This is a genomic window from Gemmatimonadota bacterium, assembly GCA_040388625.1.
Taxonomy (GTDB): domain Bacteria; phylum Gemmatimonadota; class Gemmatimonadetes; order Gemmatimonadales; family Gemmatimonadaceae; genus Fen-1247.
In genome coordinates this window covers 361,103-380,338 of sequence record JAZKBK010000002.1, presented here as the reverse complement: position 1 = coordinate 380,338, position 19,236 = coordinate 361,103, and the positions used below count along the sequence as shown (strand labels likewise).

Genomic DNA, 19,236 nt, shown 5'->3' with positions numbered 1-19,236 from the left:
ACCCCGCCAGGCTGGAAAAGCGCAGGCGGGGTGTCGAGTTGGCGAGCGGTGAAGCTCGCCTCTGACTGTGAGCCGGATCAACCGCTGTAGCGGTACTCCTGGCTGCCCGTCCTGCTATTGGGAGATGTGCGCGGTCGCATGGCCGACACTCGGCTGCAACTCGTGCTCCGGCGCATCATCCATCTCAGATCGACTCGTTTGGGCGCGCGCAAGCCGACCGGCCGGCAGGCCATGGACCGGCCAGTGCCGCAAGTCGGATCGAGATCCGCGCGCTGAGTTGAAGTCGACATTGGATGATCTCCGTTAGCAAAAAAGGTCGCGTGGTCCGATATCTTGGCACCGTGCCGAGGCAGGGTGGCTTACACGATCAGAGCGATTGGCGGAGGACCGCCGGAAACGTCTGGTGGTAGATGGTCGGGACGCGACTCCCTGTGGTACTGTAGCCCGAGGGGCTGGGGAAGTCAAGAATTGGGGGTGGCGAGACCCGGAAGTGATGCGAATCGCACTGCGACGGGTTTTACACCGAGAAACGCGAGACGTTCCACCGCACGCTCTCCGATGGTCGCGCGCATTGCAATTGAACTACTCCGCCGCCTTCGCTGCCAGTGTCTCCACCACTGTGATGTTCTGCAACAACTCCTGCGGTACGCCATGCCGCTTTTGCAAATATGCCGGGCTGTTGTAGGAAACCCAGGCTTTCCCATGAGCATCTTCCCAGATCAGAATCTTGAGCGGGAGATCAAGTGCTATGCTGGGAGCGGCTAACATCACAGGCGTGCCACCCTGGGGGTTTCCGAAGATCAAAAGTTTGGTAGGCCGCATTTTCATCCCTGCTCTTTCCGCTTCGCCGCTATGGTCGACGAGAGCAAACAGCTTGACTCCCTTCGCTTGAAGAATCCCCTTGAGTTTCTCTACCGTTTCATCTACCGAATGATTGCTGGCGATGTTGACGATCCCATCACCCTTATCGAGCGTCATGGACGTCTCCGCGCTGTTGTTAAACTGCGAGTCTGTGAAATGTCGGGCCGAACCCACATAAGTCGCCATTGCCAGCCCGACTAATGCTGGAAAGGAAGCAATTGCCACACCTCTCTGCACGTACACGTTGTCGCCCTCCGTCACATTGTTCGCGAACGGTCCCCGGTGCGGGTACTCAACTGGACTCTTTCAATCTCCCCACCGCATCTGCCACCCGCTCCCCCAGCAACCGCGACGTCGTCCACTTTCCACCAAACACGCTCACCACGCGACCTTCCACTTCGATAGTCTCCCCGCGCCGCTGCGCGTGCGCCGACTTTCCGAAGTCCACCAGCGGACGCACACCCGCAAAGGTTGTCTCGATGTCCGCATCATCAATCCCGTTCACGAAGAACGTATTGTACGCATCCAGCAAGTACTCACGCTCGGCGACGCTGCATGCAATTGGCTCGTCGAGCGTCTGACGCACTTCCGTCGTTCCCACCAGCGTCCGCCCGTGATGCGGTAACGCAAACACGAGCCGTCCGTCCGACGGAAGGTTCAGCGCAAATCCGGCTTCGATCGCTCTGTTCACAATGAGGTGAGATCCGCGCACGAGATCCAGCCGCGTGTGCGACGCAATTCCGCTCGCGTCCAGCAACGCACGCGCCCATGGCCCCGCAACGTTCACTATCACGTCGAATCGCGAAGCATCACGCGTCGTACGCAGCTCGCCATCGCGCGCGATTTGCAGGACGTCGGTGTTCTCATGAATCACGACGCCGTCGTCAAGCGCACGGTCAGCTGCCCAGCGGCCGAGCGCCGCGTCGTCCATCTGCGCATCCCAGTACGAGAACGCACCACGCAGTCCGTCGCGCTTCAGGCCGCTCGCGCGCTCAGGCATGCGTCCTCTACTCCACCATCTATGACGCCCGAGTCTCGCTCGGCCGGCAAGCAGATCGTATGCTGTGAGACCCGCGGCGAGCGCGACACGTCCGTGCGGCGCGTGGCTGTATAGTGGCAGGAACAGCTCGACCCGACGCGTGAGCATGGGTGCGCGCTGCATCCACCAGCGCCGCTCGTGCAATCCCTCGTACACCTGCCGTACGTCGCCCTGCTCCAGGTATCGCAGACCACCGTGCAGCAGCTTGCTCGATGCCGCACTCGTCGCACCCATCAGCACGCCGCGCTCGAACAGCACGACGTCGTGGCCGCGCCGTCGGAGCGCCCATGCGCTCATCACACCGTTGATCCCACCACCGACGATCGCGACTCGCATCGTGCCTTACACCACTACGTGAAGAGCTCCACGTTCTCCTCCACGTGTCTCACGTCGCGCATTCCTACAACTATGCTGGCGACATTCGGCAACATGCGCACGAATGACAGCGCGCACGCGGCATCCGTCCTTGCTTCCGGGAATGCCTCGCGTGCAGCCGGTGGTAGATCCGTTGCCAGGCGCCCCTGCATGAGCGGCGCGACCGCTATCATCGCGATTCCCATGTCGCTCGCGGATTCGAGCGCGGTCCGCTGATGTCCATTCACCATCTGCGTCGGCGAGCGCACTCCTTCCATCATCGCGAGATTCACCGGCATCTGCACGGCAACCATGTGATGATCGTCGCCCGCCACGTCACGCGCGGCCGACACCAGCGATTCGATGGATATGTGATTCTGCGCGTCCGCGGGAACCCGAAGGCCATTCCATGTCGCGCAGCCATATGACTGTATCAATCCGTCGTTCACGCAACGCTCCAGCTCCGCGAACGCATCGTGAATCCGGTTGTCGAACTCGCCGCGCGTCACGGCGTCGAGCTGCTGCTCCGGATTGTGTATGTAGTAGATGTCGATTGAATCGACGCCGAGGTTCGCGATACTGCGTTCCACCTGATTGCGCAGGAATGCCGGAGCGATGCAGTGCCCGCCCGCAACCAGCTCGTCAGCGCCGATGATTCCCGTATCGAGATATTCACGCGCGATGTACGCACGGTACTCCTGCTTGCTCGAGGGCGGCGGCGCTTCCAGTGGCAGATAGCCGCCCTTGGTCGCCACGAAGATTCTCGCGTCGCGATCGCTGTTGCCGATGTCGCGCAGCACACGCCCGATCACCCGCTCGGATCGCTGACAGCGATAGTTGATCGCCGTATCCACGTGATTCACGCCCAGTTCGATCGCCCGCCGCAGCGCGCGATCGTAAGCCGCGTCTTCCTCGTCTGTCGGCGCGCCCAGTGCCGATCCGATCCCGAGTGCTGAAAGCGGCAGGGATGGCGGGTTCGGCGAAGATTCGGAATGGGCGGCTGTCGGCATGTCGCGGGATGATGCCGGCCGAGTGGCGCCGTCGCAAGTGGCGGCGTCACTTTGATCCATTCGGCTGATCGATGACTATTCGAACAATCGTTCGGTAAGCTTTTGCCTGATACCTCGATTCACGCGTCTTTATAGATTACAGGTCTGCTATAGATCACGGAGATTGACGCCATAATGCCCCATTTCGCAGCTCTTGCCACCGCGTGGTGGAAGCCGGTCCTTTTCATCATCATTGCTGGACACCTCACCAACGTCTGCGTGACGATCTTCCTGCATCGCGCACAGACCCACCGCGGTGTGAAGCTCCACTACCTGGCAGCGCTTCCGATGCGCATCTGGCTGTGGCTGTCGACTGCGATCGTCACCAAGGAATGGGTGGCCTGCCACCGCAAGCACCACGCATTCGCGGACCGCGAGGGTGATCCGCACTCGCCGCTGATGGAAGGTCTCCGCAACATCGTGCTCAAGGGCGCGTTCTACTACCGCAAGGCGGTCCGTCAGCCGGGCATGCTGGAGAAGTACGGCAAGGGCACTCCCACCGACTGGCTCGAGCGTCACGTATTCTCCAAGCTCAACTGGGTCGGCATCCTGCTGATGCTGGGCATCGACATCTGGCTCTTTGGATTCTTCGTCGGACCGCTCGTGTGGGGCATTCAGATGATCTGGATTCCGTTCTGGGCAGCTGGCATCATCAACGGCGTCGGTCACGCAGTCGGCTATCGCAACTTCGACGTCAAGGACGAGAGCCGCAACATCTCGCCCATCGGCATCTGGCTCGGCGGCGAGGAGCTGCACAACAACCACCACGCAGATCCGCACAGTGCGATCTTTTCCGCGCGCTGGTTCGAGTTCGACGTCGGTGCGCTGTATCTCCGCATCCTCGCGATGTTCCGCCTCGCCGAAATCAAGTACGCACGTGGAATGCGGGAGCATGAATCGTCGGAGATGCGTGACGCCGCGTAACGCGCGCTTCGCATAACCCGAGACACCGAAGAGACGAATGCCAGCTACAGTAACGTGCACGCGCTGCGGCCAGACGCGCGAAGGTTTCGAGCGCGCGCCATTCCCCGGCCCGATCGGCGCGCGCGCGCTCGGCGAGATCTGCCAGGTCTGCTGGGGCGACTGGCTCAAGCAGCAGACGATGCTGATCAATCACTACGGTCTCAACGTGATGGATCCGCAAGCTCGCCAGTTCATCACGCGCAACATGGAAGCGTTCCTGTTCAAGCGCGGCGAGTCGAGCCAGATCGACACCAGCAAGCTAGGCACGATAAGCCATTAGTAGGGCGCGGATGTATCCGCGCCTGGCCCCGTCAGGCGCGATCGGATTTGGATGTGTCGATATCCGCGCCTGGCCGCGTTACACCACGCACGATGGAGGAAACGCACACAATGTCGAACGTCCCGAACACATCACGGTTCCACGCCACGATTGCCCTCGCAGCAATCATCGCCGCGCTCGGCTGCTCCTCCGGCAAGGCCGATATACCTCCCGCAAGCCAGCAGGCTTCCACCCAGGGACTCGCCACGCACGCCGCGGCGACGCTCGCACCTGGTACACCAGGCACACCGGTCGTCGTTTACAAGGACGCCCAGTGCGGATGCTGCAAGGCGTGGGTGCAGCACATGCGCGATAACGGATTCCAGGTGACGGCAATCGACGAGCCGGCACGAGTGCTCGATTCGATCAAGACCGCGCACGGAATCAACGACGCCACCGCGTCATGCCACACCGCGGAAGTCGGCAAGTACGTGATCGAAGGACACGTACCAGCCGATCTGGTGCAGAAGCTTCTCACCGACAAGCCGGCTGATGTTGTCGGACTGACAGTCCCTGGCATGGTGACCGGCACCCCCGGCATGGAAGGCGGAACCCCGGAGCACTACACAGTGCTCGCGATGATGCGAGACGGCACAACGCGCCCCTACGCACAGCGCTAACGCACGTTTTTCCCCACGCGCCGAATTGGTACGCCTGCATTGGCGATGATTCCTCCCACGCGCCGATTTGGTACGCCTGCGTAGGGCGCGGATGTATCCGCGCCTGGCCCCGTCAGGCGCAATCGGAATCGGATGACCACGTCGTCGATCCACCGCACCACGCGCCTGGCCCCGTCAGGCGCAATCGGAATCGGATTACCACCACGTCGTCGATTCACCGCACCACGCGCCTGGCCCATTTACGCGATATCGAACCCTGATTCAACACCATCCCATTGCAGCCGTATTATGATGATGGCGCATGTGGGGGGCGGATGCATCCGCCCCTGTCGCTAAAGTCCCGCCCAGGAGCCTCGATGTCCGTTCGATCCATTGCCGCGCTCGCGCTGCTTTCCAGCGCAGTCGCGTTGCCGATTTCTGCGCAGCAGTCCGCGCCCGTGCTTCCGTACACGCCGACCAACGCGCCGCGGGCGATACGACGAGACATTCCGCTCACCAACATGATCCGCCGAGCGTGGGAAGCCGGGACGCGCGATTCGACAGGACGTCCGGGGCGTAATTACTGGCAGCTGTGGAACGACTACACCATCAATGCGCGCTTTGACGCTCCGACATCGACAGTGAGCGGCAGCGAGCGCGTCATGATCCACAACAACAGCGATTCGGCGATGCACGAGATAGTGCTGCGACTGGATCAGAACATCTATCGCGCAAACGTACCGCGCGCCGAAACGGTCCCGGAGATCACAGACGGCATGGTCGTGACGAAGCTGACCGTCGATGGCGCGAACGTCGATCTCAGCGACAGAAGCAACTCTGCAGGACGAAGCCCGCGCGGCCGGCCGGCTCCGCCGATCACGCATCCAGAAGCGATCGGCATCACTCAGACCGTTGCAACGATCAAGCTTCCCGCGCCGATCCCTGCGAAGGGTACGAGTACGATCGAAGCCGAGTGGCACTTTCGCGTTCCGCAGTCGCTGGGTGTTCGCGGATTGCGCATGGGAGCGTGGGGTGACTCGCTGTATCAGGTCGGTCAGTGGTATCCGCGCGTAGCAGTGTTCGACGATCTTCGCGGTTGGGACACCGATCCGTACCTCGGACCGTCCGAGTTCTACAACAACTACGGCCATTTCGATGTGAAGCTCGACATGCCCGCAGGCTGGCTCGTCGGATCGACCGGTGTGCTACAGAACCCTGAGCAGGTGCTCACCGCGAGCGCACGCGAGAAGCTGTCGCGTGTTCTGCAATCCGACTCGACGATCAACATCGTGAGCGCCGATGAGCGCGGTCCCGGCAAGTCGACCGCTGCAGGCGACAGACTCGTCTGGCACTTCGTCGCTGACAGCGTTGGCGACGTCGCATGGGGAACGTCGGACCGTTTCGTCTGGGATGCTACGCGCGCGACGATTCCGGGGAAGGGTGTCATCCCGATCAACATCTTCTACGAGCCAGGTAACACGCAGAAGTACGTCACCGCTGGCCCAACGGCGCGTCACGCGCTCGAGTTCTATTCCAAGTTGTGGATGCCGTACACCTATCCGTTGCTCACGATGGTGGACGGTCCCGAAGGCGGAATGGAATATCCAATGTTCATCATGTCGAGCGCTGGCGCGTCGGATCACGAAACGGGTCATCAGTGGTGGCCGATGATGGTCGGCACCAACGAGACGTGGTACGGCTTCATGGACGAAGGATTCAATCAGTACATGAATCGTCTCTCGCGTTTCGATCGACTCGGTCAGACTCCAAACGTCGACAGCCTGGGACAGTCATACGGCCGCACGAGTGGTGATGAGCGTGAGCACCCGCTGATGTCGGACGCGAACTACGGCGGCCCGATGTATTCCTTCCAGGCCTACGGCAAGGCGCCGCTAATGCTGTCGATGCTCGGCGGCATCGTCGGCGATACCGCGGTCTGGAATGCGATGAGTGGTTACGCGAAAGCATGGCGCTTCAAGCATCCAACGCCATGGGATTACGCGCTGTTCATGGACAACGCGCTGCACAAGGATCTCAGCTGGTTCTGGTACTACTGGCTGTTCACCGACGAAGCGGTTGACGGCTCGATTGCGAGCGTGAAGACGACCGGTGCGCGAACGACGGTTGTAGTTCGTCAGGACGGCGGAATGCCATCGCCAGTGGTTCTCAAAGTCAAGTTCGCCACAACCGGCCCAGCGATCCGCACAATGAAGAACGCGCGGATGACAGATGCGAACACAGCAATAGTTACGTGGCCCGTTGACGTCTGGTTCAATGGCAGCAGAACCTACAACGCAGTGCTGGACTTCGGCGGACGCAAGATAGAATCGATAACGCTGGATCCCGGCCGCAGGTTCCCGGATCGTAATCCCAGCGACAACGTATGGCCGCGATAACGACGCGTCGCACGCGCCGAATTGGTGATCCCACGTTCGCAACGATTCCACCCACGCGCCGATTCGGTACGCCTGCGTTCGCAACGATTCCCTCCACGCGCCGAATTGGTACGCCTGCGTAGGGCGCGGATGTATCCGCGCCTGGCCCCGTCAGGCGCAATCGGAATCGGATGACCACGTCGTCGATTCACCACGCCACACGCCTAACCCGTTTACGCGCAATCGGAATCGGACGACCACGTCGTCGATTCACCACGCAACGCATCCGATCCATTTACGCGCAACCGAACCCGCATGAACCCCGGATCCATTTTGCGACCACCCCGGTAAAACGCTACCGCGGTGGTCGCACCAGATCGTCCGGCCGCGCCTCCACCCGGATCTCCTGCCTGAACGTCTTACCCGCAACCTTCATCGTGACGACGTAGTCACCAGGCTCGACGCGCTTGAGATCCGCGGGTGACGTCGGATCCCCAAGCGCGCGCGGACGCGGCTTGCTGCTCGTGAGATCCCATGTAGCCTGATTGAGGCCGGCGTAACCCGGCCCGCTCAACTTGCGCACCGTGTCGCCCTTCGCGGTAAGGATGTACACGTCCACCGGACCTGTGAGCGCGTCACGCAGATAGTAGGAAATGATCGCGCCACGCGGTGGATTCTTTGCGACGAACGGGCGGCTTCCGAAGGATGGATACGTATCAGTGTAGCGGAATTGAAGCGCTGGCGAAACGCGAAACAGGTGCGCGCGTTCGCGCAGCAACGTGTCCGTCATCTCCTCGAGCGGACCGACGTTCACCACCCAGATTCCGCGGCCGTGCGTGCCGACCACGAGATCGCGCTGATCGTATGACATCGCGAGCTTGTCCGCGGATACCGGCGGTAGCCCATGACCGAATTTCCGCCACTTCGCTCCACCATCGATGGATACGTAGACACCGATCTCGGTCCCGACCAACAACAGTTGCGCGTTGTACGGGTCCTCGAACACGGTGAGACTGCCAGCGTCGGTAGGCAGACCGGTCGAAATCGAGCTCCAGCTCTTTCCAAAGTTCGTGGTTTTGTACACATGCGGTGCGTAGTCGTCGCGACTGTGACAGTCGTACGTCATGTACGCAGTACCTTCCGCGAAATGGCTGGCGGCGATCGTCGATACGAAACAGCGTGTCGGCGCCTTCGCCGGAAAGTTTGCGGTGACGTTCGTCCATGTCTTGCCGTAATCGCGTGTCAGCCAGACCAGTCCATCATCGCTGCCCGTCCATATCACGTCGCGCGTGCGCGGGCTCTCGGCGATCGAGAACAACGCGTGGTATGACGTGTTTGGTCCTTCACCCTCGGGATGTTCGCGAGTGGCCCGCGTCATGTCGGGACCGACCACTTCCCAATCAACGCTCTTGTCGCCGTGATCGTGGATGCGGAAGAGATGGTTTCCGCCTGCGTACAACGTCGCGGTGTCGTGCTGCGACAGCGCAAGTGGCGTCGTCCAGCCCCAGGTATAGCCATAGCCGGAGTCGCCGCCCGCATCGAGCGCTATCGGCTGGATGTGATCGCGCTTCCATGTGCGCATGTCGAGACGCGACATGCTGCCGAATTGTGATTCCGAGTAGATGATGTTGGGGTTGGTGCGCGATATCTGCACCCACATTCCATCGCCGCCATTGACGCTGTACCAGTCAGCGTCGGTAACTCCGATCGTGTCACGCGTACTGCTCGGTCCACACCAGACACCGTTGTCCTGCAGGCCCCCGCAGATGCGATACGGCTTGGACGTGCTGTCGATAGCGACGGTGTAGAACTGGCCGATGGGAATCTCGGCGTGCTCCCACGCCTTCCCGCCGTCGAACGTGGTGTACACACCGCCATCGTTGCCGAGTATCATGTGGGCGCTGTCGGCAGGATCGATCCAGAGTGCGTGGTTGTCGACGTGAACGTTGTACAGTGAATCATTCTCGAATGAATGGCCGCCGTCCTTTGAAACCATCAGCGGCGACGCGAGCATGTACACGTGGCTGTCGTTGGTCGGGTCGGTGACTATTTCGTCGTAGTAGTAATGTGGATTTGCTGCCAGGTCGTTGACGTGTGTCCAGTGCGCGCCGGCATCGTCGGATTTGAAAACTCCACCGAATGGTGCCGCAGACGTGTTGGTGACGCCACGATCCACGGCGATCATCGCGTATACTGTCGACGGGTGCTTCGCGGATATCGAAATGCTGACGCGACCGATGTCGCCGGTTGGCAATCCGTTGGCGCGTGCTGGATCGGTGAGTTTCGTCCATGTGCGTCCACCATCCACCGTCTTGTAGATCCCGCTTCCCGCGCCAACTCCCTGCATGTGCGACCCGCCTTCACGTATCCGGTGCCACATCGCTGCATAGAGCACCTCGGGATTGGATGGATCCATTGCGAGATCGACTGCGCCCGTGGTGTCGTCGACGAACAGAACCTTGCTCCACGACGTGCCGCCGTTCGTCGTCTTGAAGACTCCGCGCTCGGCGTTCGGCCCCCACAGGTGTCCGAGTGCAGCGACGTACACTGTATTCGGATCGGTCGGACTGATGACGATCTTCGCGATCGATCGCGTGTCCGTGAGGCCCATGTGTTGCCACTTGCGGCCGCCGTTGGTGGACTTGTGCACGCCGTTGCCCCACAGCGTGGAGCGCGATGAATTCTTCTCACCTGTGCCGACCCAGATGACGTTGCTGTCGGACGGTGCGATGGCAATGTCGCCAATCGATCCGTTGCCGAGTGAGTCGGAGATGGAGTGCCACGTTATACCGGCGTTGGATGTCTTCCACACGCCGCCGCCGGCGGAGCCTATGTAGATCGTCTTGCGAAATGGCTTTGGCACCGCGATCGCCGTCACGCGCCCGCTGTATGCAGCGGGCCCGAGATTTCGAAATGAAAACTTGTCGATGAAGCGCGTAAGCGAATCGCCTATGGGCACCTTGCCAGCGGCTGTATCCTGTCGCGCTCGGCTCGTGTCATTCCCCGTTGGTGACGGTTGCCGGAGTACCGTATCTCCTCGCGCCTTTTTCACTGGCTGTCGAACGACCTGCGCGGCGAGCGGGAGGCTGATGAACATCACAGATGCGAGTGCAGCGATGACTGTCGGTGCGAGCGTCTTACGGTTCATTGTAGTGCGTGAGAGCGTGGAAAGACTACATCACTTCCTGGATCACTTCGGGTTGCTGAGCCTGTACATCAACACTGCCGCGCGCTTCGTCTGCACGGGCAGCATGCGTAGATCAGCGGTTTCCTTCTCGGTGTGATCGTCACGGCCCGATAGGCCAAGTCCATCTATGGCCATTGGTACCAGTTTCGCGACGAACGACACATCGGCCGCGCCGGCACGTGACGGATCGACGGCTGTGACGGGCCAGAATCCGAGGTCGGTGCTCACCTTGCTGTACATCGCGAGCAGTCTGCGATTGCCGTCGGTCGGTGCCATCGGTGGATAGCCATCGGCGAACGTTATCTCCGCAGTCGTGTGCGGAAGATGATCGGCCACGATATCGCTCATCGTCTTGCGCGCGCGCGCCAGCTGTTCGGGCGATAGCGTGCGCAGATCCCCCGTGACGATCATCTCCTTCGCAACGACATTGCTTTTGCCAGCCGCACTCCCTTCAGTGCCGCTGGTATCGGCTTTCACCGAAGTGCCGCCGAGTGCAAGGCCGGGATTGAAGGTGAGATACTGTTCACTCGAAAGCTTTTGATAGAACTGATTCAGGATGCGCGACGCCTCGTACACCGCGCCCGCTCCGACATCGCTCGTGAATATCTGCGACGAGTGCGCCGGAACTCCGGTCGTGCGCAGCGTCCATCCGTCATCTCCGCGCCGCGATATCACCAGCGTGTGCGGATCGCCGGCGGCGTCCTCGAAGCCGAGTGCGGCAGTTGCGCCATGAGCAGCGTCGATCAGTGTCTTGCGCGCGAGACTCAAAGGTGTGCCCGACTCTTCCTCGTCGCCGTGGTACACGACAGTCACGTTCATCCTGTCCAGCAGACCGGCGTCCTTGAGCGCGCGCAACGCGTACAGCGCGATGACGTCGCCCCCCTTCATGTCGATGACGCCCGGCCCTGTAGCCGTCGAATCGTTCACCATCGTGAACTTCTGAAACGGGCTGCTCGGCTCGAACACCGTATCCAGATGGCCTATCAGCAGGATCTTGGGACCCGGCCCTGGATGCTCGGCGACGAGATGTCCCGCGCGATGGAACGCCGCGCCATCGACCCAGCGTGTGGTGAATCCGAGCGAATCGTACTGTGCGCGGAAGATGTCGCCAACCTGACGCACGCCGGCAAAGTTGAGCGAGCCGCTGTTGATGTTGACAGTGCGCTCGAGCAGGGCAAGAGCTGCGGCGTTGTGCGAGTCCACCGCCTTGGCGATAGCTCGTTCCTGCTTCGTGAGTGCGACGGCGGCCTTCTGAGCGCCGGCTGGCGAGGGGGTAAGGAACAACGCGCCCGCCACCGGGAGCGCGGCCAGGCCACAACGGAATCGGGATGTACGCATACTGAAATGTAGTGCGACAACAGATGGTCGCCGTCACGCGCCAGGCTACATTTACTGCACCATGCTCCTAGCATTTCTCGGCGCGTTTCAGATCGCCGCGGCCCAGCCGGCTCCCGTGTATAATGGACGCGCGGGCCAGATCACCGCGCAGGCTCCGCGCATTGATACGACTATAACTATAGATGGCAATCTCGATGAGCCAGTCTGGAGCCGCGCAGCCGTGCTCACTGGCTTTTCCGAGTACTCTCCAGCTGATCAGCGCCCCTCGCCGGATTCGACTGACGTGTACGTCTGGTACTCACGAACCGCGATCTACTTCGGCATTCGCGCGTATGAGCCACACGGCCCCGTGCGCGCCACGCTCGCCGATCGTGACAACATCAGCTCAGGTGACAACATCGAGATTCGTCTTGACCCGTATAACGAACGCAACCGCTCGCTCGTATTCGCGGTCAATCCGTTGGGTGTCCAGGCCGACGGCACCACGAACGAGACCGGCGGATTCATACCCGGCTCCAACGTCGGGCCGGGACAGATAGACCTGAGCGCGGACTTCCTCTGGGAGTCCAAGGGTCACGTCACGCCGTGGGGTTACGAGGTCGAGATCCGAATCCCGTTCAGCAGCCTGCGCTATCCCAACAAGTCGATCGAGGACTGGGGAATTCAGATCCAGCGAAACGTGCAGCACAGCGGTTACAAGGAAACGTGGACTGAAGCGCGAAGCGGTGCGGCAAGCTTCGCCAATCAGGCGGGAACGCTCGTGGGAATGCACGACATGCATCACGGTCAGGTGATTGGACTCAACCCGGAGCTGACCAACACTGTCATCGGGAAGCCGTGCTGCAATTCATCGCTCACTGGCTGGAAGTACACTTCCAAGCCTCAGCTGGGTGGCAACGTTCGCTGGGCACTGGGCAGCAACTTCGTGCTAAACGGAACCGTGAAGCCCGACTTCTCGCAGGTCGAAGCAGACGCGACACAGATAGCGGCAGATGCGCGTTTCGCATTGTTCTATCCCGAGAAGCGCCCGTTCTTCGTGGAAGGCAGCGACCAGTTCAACGTGCCCAACACGCTCGTGTACACGCGGACCATCGTGCAGCCCAATGCTGCAATGAAGCTCACCGGCAAGCTCGGCCGCGCAGACGTCGCGGTGCTATCCGCGCTCGACGCGGGGAGTACTACGCTGAATGGCGATCAGCCGCTGGTTGACATCATACGACTCAACACCGGATTCGGTGGGCAGAGCACCGCCGGAATGCTTTACAGTGGTCGCGTCGGCGGTGGCAGATCCAATCGCGTTATCGATGGCGACGTTCACTACGTGTTCGGAAAATTGTACTACGCTCAGGCGCAGGCTGCCATCAGCAATACGACACAGAATGGATCGACCAAGACAGCGCCAATGTGGGAGCTCGTCCTGGATCGCACCGGACGCGCCTTCGGATTTCACTACAACGTTCTCGGTGTAGGCAGAACATTCGCGGCTGATAACGGATTCGTGTCACGCACCGGAATTGTCGCGCCGGGCATTTCCAATCGCCTTAGTTTGTACGGACCACCCGGCGCACTGATCGAAAAGTTCAATCTATTCTTTTCGACAAAGGCCGTCTGGCGCTATGACGATTTCTTCGCCGCAAAGAGCTTGCTCGAAGACAATGCATCCGCGAATACCAGCTTTACATTGCGTGGTGGATGGTCGCTCGGCGTTACACCCACGATCGCGACGTATGCATTCGATCCTGCGGCGTATCTCGGTGATTTCGTTAGCACGACACAGGGAAGCAATATCCCGTTCCAGCCGTCCCCTCGAATCACTACATTCACAAACGCGTTCAAGATTTCAACACCGCAGTTCGCGAAGTACGACGCATCGCTCGGTGTCACCACCGGCAACGACGTCGATTTCCTCGAGACGTCACGCGTTCGGCGACTGGATTACAACGCCAGTGTCAATCTGCGCCCGACCCAGCAACTGCGCGTCGGCGCGACGTACGTGAGCAGCAGGTTCACGCGTCGCAGTGACGGAGCACTCTCGACGTCGACGCGAATTCCGCGGGTGAAGATGGAGTACCAGGTTACGCGATCGATCTTTGTGCGCGTCGTCACGCAATACACCGCGACCCTGCGGTCATCATTGCTGGATCCGCGCACCGGGCTTCCTCTGTTGATCCGCAACGACACGTCATACGTCCCGTCGATCGAAAACATCGCGAACGGATTACGCACCGACTGGCTCTTCTCGTACCGCCCATCGCCAGGCACGGTGTTCTTCGCCGGCTACGGAAACTCGATGACCGAGCCCGATGCGCTGGCGTTCCGACGCCTGCGCCGCACGCAGGACGGATTCTTCGTGAAGCTGAGCTACCTGTTCGAGCCACTCAGCGGGCGGTGACCACGCGCGTCGGCCCCGCGAAAGCGGAGACCCGCGCCCCTCCACAAAGTCCGAACGCCGTAAAGACTTTTCCCGTATGTTTTGTTGAACCCTAGCCCACCGTGTGGAGTGGATCGTGAAGAAAAAGCGCTCGACGTCCGACCAACCAGATACTCATCTCGCAGGTGCCGGTGCGCAGCCGCCGGACCAGCATGTTCTTTCACGTCGTGGCTTCTTCGTAAGAGCCACGCAGGTAGGTGCGGCGCTCTCCGTCGCTTCTCCTGGCATCGGCCACTTCCTGCAAACAGCAGGCGCGCAGGGTTCGCTAGCGCACCGACCGCTGGCAGCCGACCCCGCACCCAAGAGCTACGCTGACCTTTACTCCGGTCTCCGTTGGCGCATGCTTGGGCCATTCCGTGGCGGTCGCACCGATGCAGTCACGGGCGTGCCTGGTCGTCCGAACGAGTTCTACTTCGGATCAGTGAATGGCGGCGTGTGGAAGACGATCGACGCGGGTCGAGTCTGGCTGCCGGTTTTCGATTCCCAACCGGTTGCATCGATCGGCGCGATCGCGGTTGCCGCTTCCGCACCTGACGTTGTGTACGTCGGAAGTGGCGAATGCACGTTGCGCGATTCCACCGGATACGGCAACGGCATGTACAAATCCACCGACGCCGGCAAGACGTGGACGCACATCGGCCTCGAGAACACACAGCACATCGGCAAGATCGCCGTTCATCCGCACAATCCTGACATCGTTTACGTCGCAGCCATCGGTCACTTCTACGCCGGAAACCCCGACCGTGGAATTTTCCGCTCGAAAGACGGCGGCAAGAACTGGGAAAAGGTTCTCTACAAGAACGAAGATGTAGGCGCAATCGAAGTCGTGATCGACAAGACCAATCCGGACATCGTGTACGCGGGCCTGTGGAACACACGCCGGCCACCGTGGTTCGTGTACGCGCCGAGCAACGGGCCGGGCGGCGGAATCTACAAGTCGACCGATGGTGGAAATACGTGGAAGCAGCTCACCAAGGGCCTTCCGAACGAAGGAATGGGCAAGTCTGGAATTGCGGTATGCCCATCCAACCCGCAGCGCGTTTACGCGGTGATCGACAATCTCAATCCCGATCCATCTGCACCCAAGCCACCACCGGGACCACCCAATCCATTCGGCTCGCCAGCCGGTCTTGGCGGCTTCTTCCGATCCGATGACGGCGGCGAAACGTGGAGCAAACTGTCGTCGGACCAGGCGCTCTGGGGACGCGGCTGGTACTTCGAGCACATCGACGTCGATCCGAAGAACGCCGACATCGTGTATGTCGCGAACGTTTCGATCTCACGCTCGATGGACGGCGGCAAGAGCTGGGTTGCGCTGCGCGGCTCGCCCGGCGGCGATGATTATCACCAGGTCTGGGTCTCGCCGGACGATAGCAATACTATGATCTCCGCGAGCGATCAGGGCACCATCATCACGCGCAACGCAAAGACCGAAGATCCGCGCGAGGTGACGTGGAGCTCGTGGTACAATCAGCCTATCGCGCAGATCTATCATGTTTCGGTCGATTACCGATTCCCGTACTGGGTCACCGGCGCGCAGCAGGACAGTGGCGCGGTTGCAGTACGATCGCGCGGCAAGTTCGCAGAGATCTCGATGCGCGACTGGGAGCCCGTCGCGGCCGGTGGCGAGAGCGGTTACACCGCAGGTGATGTGCTGCACCCCGGCATCATCTTCGGCGGTACCGGCGAACGCTACAACATGGAAGAGAATCGCATGATAGCCGGCACCACGGTGCAGAAATCACCGGAGACCGGCCGCAAGGACTGGACTCAGCCGCTGGTATTCTCACGTGCAGATCCGCGGGCGTTGTACTACGGAAACCAGTTCCTGTTCAAGACCACCGACAACGCAGTAACGTGGAATCAGATAAGCCCCGATCTCACACGCAAGGATCCCGGTGTGCCGCGCACACTCGATGCAGCGGCCGCAGCGGACGTCGGTAACGACAAGCGCGGTGTCATCTACACAATCGCGCCGTCGCCGTTGTTTGTACCGATGGTCTGGATCGGCACCGATGACGGATTGATCCAGCTCACCATGAACGACGGCAAGAGCTGGACAGACGTGACACCAAAGGCGATGACGCCGTGGAGTCGCGTCACCATGATCGAAGCGTCACACTTCGACTTCAACGTTGCGTACGCGAGCGTCGACAGGCATCAGCTCCAGGATTTCACGCCGTACATCTATCGTACTCGCGACGCGGGCAAGACATGGCAGAAGATCACGACCGGTCTCCCTGCAAATGGCTACGTGCACACCATCAAGGAAGATCCCAAGCGCCAGGGACTTCTTTTTGCCGGCACCGAGCTCGGTGTTCACATCTCGTTCGATGACGGAGAGAGCTGGGAACCGTTCCAGTTGAATCTCCCCGTCACGTCGATGCGCGACTTCGAGATCTACGAGAACGATCTCATCCTGGCGACGCATGGCCGCGGCTTCTGGGTAATCGATGACATCAGCCCCCTGCGTCAGATCAACGACACGATCGGAAATGCCGAAGCATATCTGTTCAAGCCCGGCGATTCGATCAACATGATCGAAGGCGGCGACAACGGCACGCCATTGCAGAAGGATGAGCCGCAGGCCCCGAACCCGCCGAATGGCGCAGCCATCGACTACTATCTCAGGACTGCCGCAACCGGTCCAGTGACAATCGACATCCTCGATTCCACAGGTGCCGTGTTGCACACGTTCTCGAGCGAGCCGCAACGCGAACCGGCAGCAGGCGGACGGCGCGGCAACGCAGGTGGCATTCCAAACACGTCTGCACTGTGGCGTGAGCCGCCAGCACCGTTTGCAACCGCCGCTGGAATGCACCGCGTCGTCTGGGATCCGATCAAGGTGGAAGCAGGTGCAGGTGGCGGCGGCTTCCGTCGTCGCGGCACGCCGATATCAGGCACCTTCACCGCAAAGCTCACCGTTAACGGAAAGAGCTACACACAGAGCTTCCTCGTCAAACCTGATCCGCGAAGCCCAACCGCACCGACTCAGCCGTATTTTGAAGGGTAAGCTCGTCATTCCTGCGAAAAGCGGGAATCCATGTGTCCCTCGTCATTCCCGCGAACGCGGGAATCCATGTTATCGATCTCCCTGATGCAGTAGCATCAGTAAGCGCATCGGCAACAGATGGATTCCCGCTTCGCGGGAATGACGACACCTGCACAGCTCTCCAGCGGTCGACGAACGAGGAACACTTTCTTGGACAAGCACCGAATGGAAGCGTTCAGCGACGGAGTCGTCGCGATTCTGATAACCATCATGATCCTCGAGCTGCACCCGCCCGTAGGCTACGACTGGGCTGCGCTCAGACCGATCATTCCATCAGTGCTCACGTACGTGCTGAGCTTCATATACCTCGGCATCTACTGGAATAATCACCACCACATGCTCCAGGCAACGGATAGCGTCAACGGCGCAATCCTGTGGGCCAATCTGCATCTGCTGTTCTGGCTCTCGCTCGTGCCGTTCGTCACCGCGTGGATGGGCCGAAACTATGAAGAGTCGGTGCCAACAGTGCTCTACGGTGCCGTGCTCATCATGGCCGCGCTGGCATACACGATTCTTCAGACGGGGATAATCCGGGAAGAAGGACGAGACTCGCGTCTCGCCATCGCTATCGGACAGGACACGAAAGGCCTCGTATCGCTGCTGCTCTACGCCTCGGGAATCGCCCTGGCCTTTGTGCGCCCCTGGATCGCCGATGCCACCTACGCCACCGTCGCACTCATCTGGCTGGTCCCGGACCGGCGGATCGAAACGCGACTGCCGCGGTAGGGCGCGGATATATCCGCGCCTGGTCCATTTACGTGCGATCGAACCCGGATATTAAAGTCGTAACCAACGACTACTTCCTGCGCCTGCGCTGCACTACCCCCGCCAGTCCCAGCAATCCTGATCCTAGCAATACCAGAGTGCCCGGCTCCGGTACAGTTGTGGGAGGTACGACCGGAGGAGGTATGACCGGTACCGTGTCGCCCGGCGGTGGAATCACCGGCGTCGTGTCTGGCGGAGTAGTTGGCGTCTTCGTCGTGTCTGGTGGCGTAGTTGGCGTCTTCGTCGTATCCGGTGGCGTCCCCGTCGTATCGATCGGCGTAGTAAACCCGTTGTGGGTCTTGCCGTTGTGAACGAATGGGATGAAGATCGCCGGAACGAGCCCAAACGGCAGCCACGACCGCCCACCACCAGCCGCAGCCATCGGCATTCCAGGCGCCGTCGATACGAAGATCGGCGGCCCCTCTTCCTCGACAACCGGCGCTGCGGGCGGCGTTGCGGTGGCAAGCTGCGGCACTGGAATCACCGATTGCTCCGTAGGCGTACCCTCGGCGAGCGCCGGCGTTGGACCAACCGGACGGCACATGACGACGGTCGTCGAATGCGCGGCAGCGGGCTTGGCCTTGGGGACGACACGCCGCGCGCGACGTACTACCGGACGGTGCTCCTTGCTCGCTGTCGTCGGCTTCGGCTTGGGTGCCACGTTCGAGGCCACCTTGCGGACCGGAGCCTTGCGCCGCACAGCCGGCTTCTTCTTGACCGAAGTCGCAACCGGCGAGCACTCGACCAGCGAGTCGACGGACGCTCGTCGCGCGACCGGCTTCTGACCCGCACGCGGTACAGTATCGCGCCTCACGGCCTGCGCAGATACCGGCGTTGCAGCCAGAAAGGCAGCAACGAGAAGTACCGCTAATGATCCTGCCGTGAGAATATGGTGCTTCATATG

13 protein-coding genes are annotated in these 19,236 nt (G+C 60.9%); 7 read left to right on the top strand and 6 right to left on the bottom strand.

Annotation, left to right across the window (positions count from 1 at the left end):
* Positions 1 to 582: 582 nt before the first annotated feature.
* The 3 genes from V4529_05395 to V4529_05385 all read right to left on the bottom strand — a co-directional run bounded on the left by V4529_05395 (position 583) and on the right by V4529_05385 (position 3,264).
* Positions 583 to 978, bottom strand: a complete 396-nt coding sequence (locus V4529_05395) for a DUF302 domain-containing protein (GenBank protein ID MES2357760.1) — start codon at positions 976 to 978, stop codon at positions 583 to 585.
* 175 nt (positions 979 to 1,153) lie between these two features.
* Positions 1,154 to 2,236, bottom strand: coding sequence for an FAD-dependent oxidoreductase (locus V4529_05390; GenBank protein ID MES2357759.1), 1,083 nt, complete (start codon positions 2,234 to 2,236; stop codon positions 1,154 to 1,156).
* A 14-nt stretch (positions 2,237 to 2,250) separates the two neighbouring features.
* Positions 2,251 to 3,264 carry an aldo/keto reductase gene (locus V4529_05385; GenBank protein MES2357758.1) on the bottom strand — a complete coding sequence of 338 codons (1,014 nt, stop codon included), beginning with the start codon at positions 3,262 to 3,264 and terminating at the stop codon, positions 2,251 to 2,253.
* A 174-nt stretch (positions 3,265 to 3,438) separates the two neighbouring features.
* Here V4529_05385 and V4529_05380 point away from each other — a divergent pair, with 174 nt between their 5' ends.
* From V4529_05380 to V4529_05365, 4 genes are all read left to right on the top strand, one after another.
* Entirely contained in the window at positions 3,439 to 4,227 is a 789-nt protein-coding gene (locus tag V4529_05380; GenBank protein ID MES2357757.1) for a fatty acid desaturase, read from the top strand.
* A gap of 37 nt (positions 4,228 to 4,264) precedes the next feature.
* Complete coding sequence (locus tag V4529_05375) at positions 4,265 to 4,546, top strand: oxidative damage protection protein (protein ID MES2357756.1); 282 nt, start codon at positions 4,265 to 4,267, stop codon at positions 4,544 to 4,546.
* A gap of 110 nt (positions 4,547 to 4,656) precedes the next feature.
* Positions 4,657 to 5,205 (top strand): DUF411 domain-containing protein, encoded by a 549-nt coding sequence (locus tag V4529_05370; GenBank protein MES2357755.1) that lies wholly within the window; start codon positions 4,657 to 4,659, stop codon positions 5,203 to 5,205.
* Positions 5,206 to 5,561: 356 nt separating this feature from the next.
* Positions 5,562 to 7,580: a M1 family metallopeptidase gene (locus V4529_05365; protein ID MES2357754.1), complete on the top strand. Its 2,019-nt coding sequence runs from the start codon at positions 5,562 to 5,564 to the stop codon at positions 7,578 to 7,580.
* A gap of 334 nt (positions 7,581 to 7,914) precedes the next feature.
* Here the strand turns inward: V4529_05365 and V4529_05360 are convergent, their stop codons facing one another.
* Positions 7,915 to 10,707 (bottom strand): hypothetical protein, encoded by a 2,793-nt coding sequence (locus V4529_05360; protein ID MES2357753.1) that lies wholly within the window; start codon positions 10,705 to 10,707, stop codon positions 7,915 to 7,917.
* 42 nt (positions 10,708 to 10,749) lie between these two features.
* Entirely contained in the window at positions 10,750 to 12,084 is a 1,335-nt protein-coding gene (locus V4529_05355) for a M20/M25/M40 family metallo-hydrolase (protein MES2357752.1), read from the bottom strand.
* 61 nt (positions 12,085 to 12,145) lie between these two features.
* Between V4529_05355 and V4529_05350 the strand changes: the two genes are divergently transcribed.
* From V4529_05350 to V4529_05340, 3 genes are all read left to right on the top strand, one after another.
* A complete protein-coding gene (locus V4529_05350; GenBank protein MES2357751.1) occupies positions 12,146 to 14,476 on the top strand; it encodes a DUF5916 domain-containing protein in 2,331 nt (776 codons plus the stop codon).
* A 115-nt stretch (positions 14,477 to 14,591) separates the two neighbouring features.
* A complete protein-coding gene (locus V4529_05345) occupies positions 14,592 to 17,528 on the top strand; it encodes a hypothetical protein (GenBank protein MES2357750.1) in 2,937 nt (978 codons plus the stop codon).
* Positions 17,529 to 17,717: 189 nt separating this feature from the next.
* A complete protein-coding gene (locus V4529_05340) occupies positions 17,718 to 18,293 on the top strand; it encodes a TMEM175 family protein (GenBank protein ID MES2357749.1) in 576 nt (191 codons plus the stop codon).
* Between the two features lie 70 nt (positions 18,294 to 18,363).
* Here V4529_05340 and V4529_05335 read toward each other — a convergent pair whose 3' ends face one another.
* Complete coding sequence (locus tag V4529_05335) at positions 18,364 to 19,233, bottom strand: PEP-CTERM sorting domain-containing protein (protein MES2357748.1); 870 nt, start codon at positions 19,231 to 19,233, stop codon at positions 18,364 to 18,366.
* Positions 19,234 to 19,236: the final 3 nt, after the last annotated feature.

Excerpts from the sequence above, each read along its gene's own strand:
- V4529_05350 (MES2357751.1), top strand. The coding sequence starts at position 12,146 with ATGCTCCTAGCATTTCTCGGCGCGTTTCAGATCGCCGCGGCCCAGCCG.
- V4529_05395 (MES2357760.1), bottom strand. The coding sequence starts at position 978 with ATGACGCTCGATAAGGGTGATGGGATCGTCAACATCGCCAGCAATCAT.
- V4529_05385 (MES2357758.1), bottom strand. The coding sequence starts at position 3,264 with ATGCCGACAGCCGCCCATTCCGAATCTTCGCCGAACCCGCCATCCCTG.
- V4529_05365 (MES2357754.1), top strand. The coding sequence starts at position 5,562 with ATGTCCGTTCGATCCATTGCCGCGCTCGCGCTGCTTTCCAGCGCAGTC.
- V4529_05370 (MES2357755.1), top strand. The coding sequence starts at position 4,657 with ATGTCGAACGTCCCGAACACATCACGGTTCCACGCCACGATTGCCCTC.
- V4529_05360 (MES2357753.1), bottom strand. The coding sequence starts at position 10,707 with ATGAACCGTAAGACGCTCGCACCGACAGTCATCGCTGCACTCGCATCT.
- V4529_05335 (MES2357748.1), bottom strand. The coding sequence starts at position 19,233 with ATGAAGCACCATATTCTCACGGCAGGATCATTAGCGGTACTTCTCGTT.
- V4529_05380 (MES2357757.1), top strand. The coding sequence starts at position 3,439 with ATGCCCCATTTCGCAGCTCTTGCCACCGCGTGGTGGAAGCCGGTCCTT.
- V4529_05375 (MES2357756.1), top strand. The coding sequence starts at position 4,265 with ATGCCAGCTACAGTAACGTGCACGCGCTGCGGCCAGACGCGCGAAGGT.
- V4529_05390 (MES2357759.1), bottom strand. The coding sequence starts at position 2,236 with ATGCGAGTCGCGATCGTCGGTGGTGGGATCAACGGTGTGATGAGCGCA.
- V4529_05355 (MES2357752.1), bottom strand. The coding sequence starts at position 12,084 with ATGCGTACATCCCGATTCCGTTGTGGCCTGGCCGCGCTCCCGGTGGCG.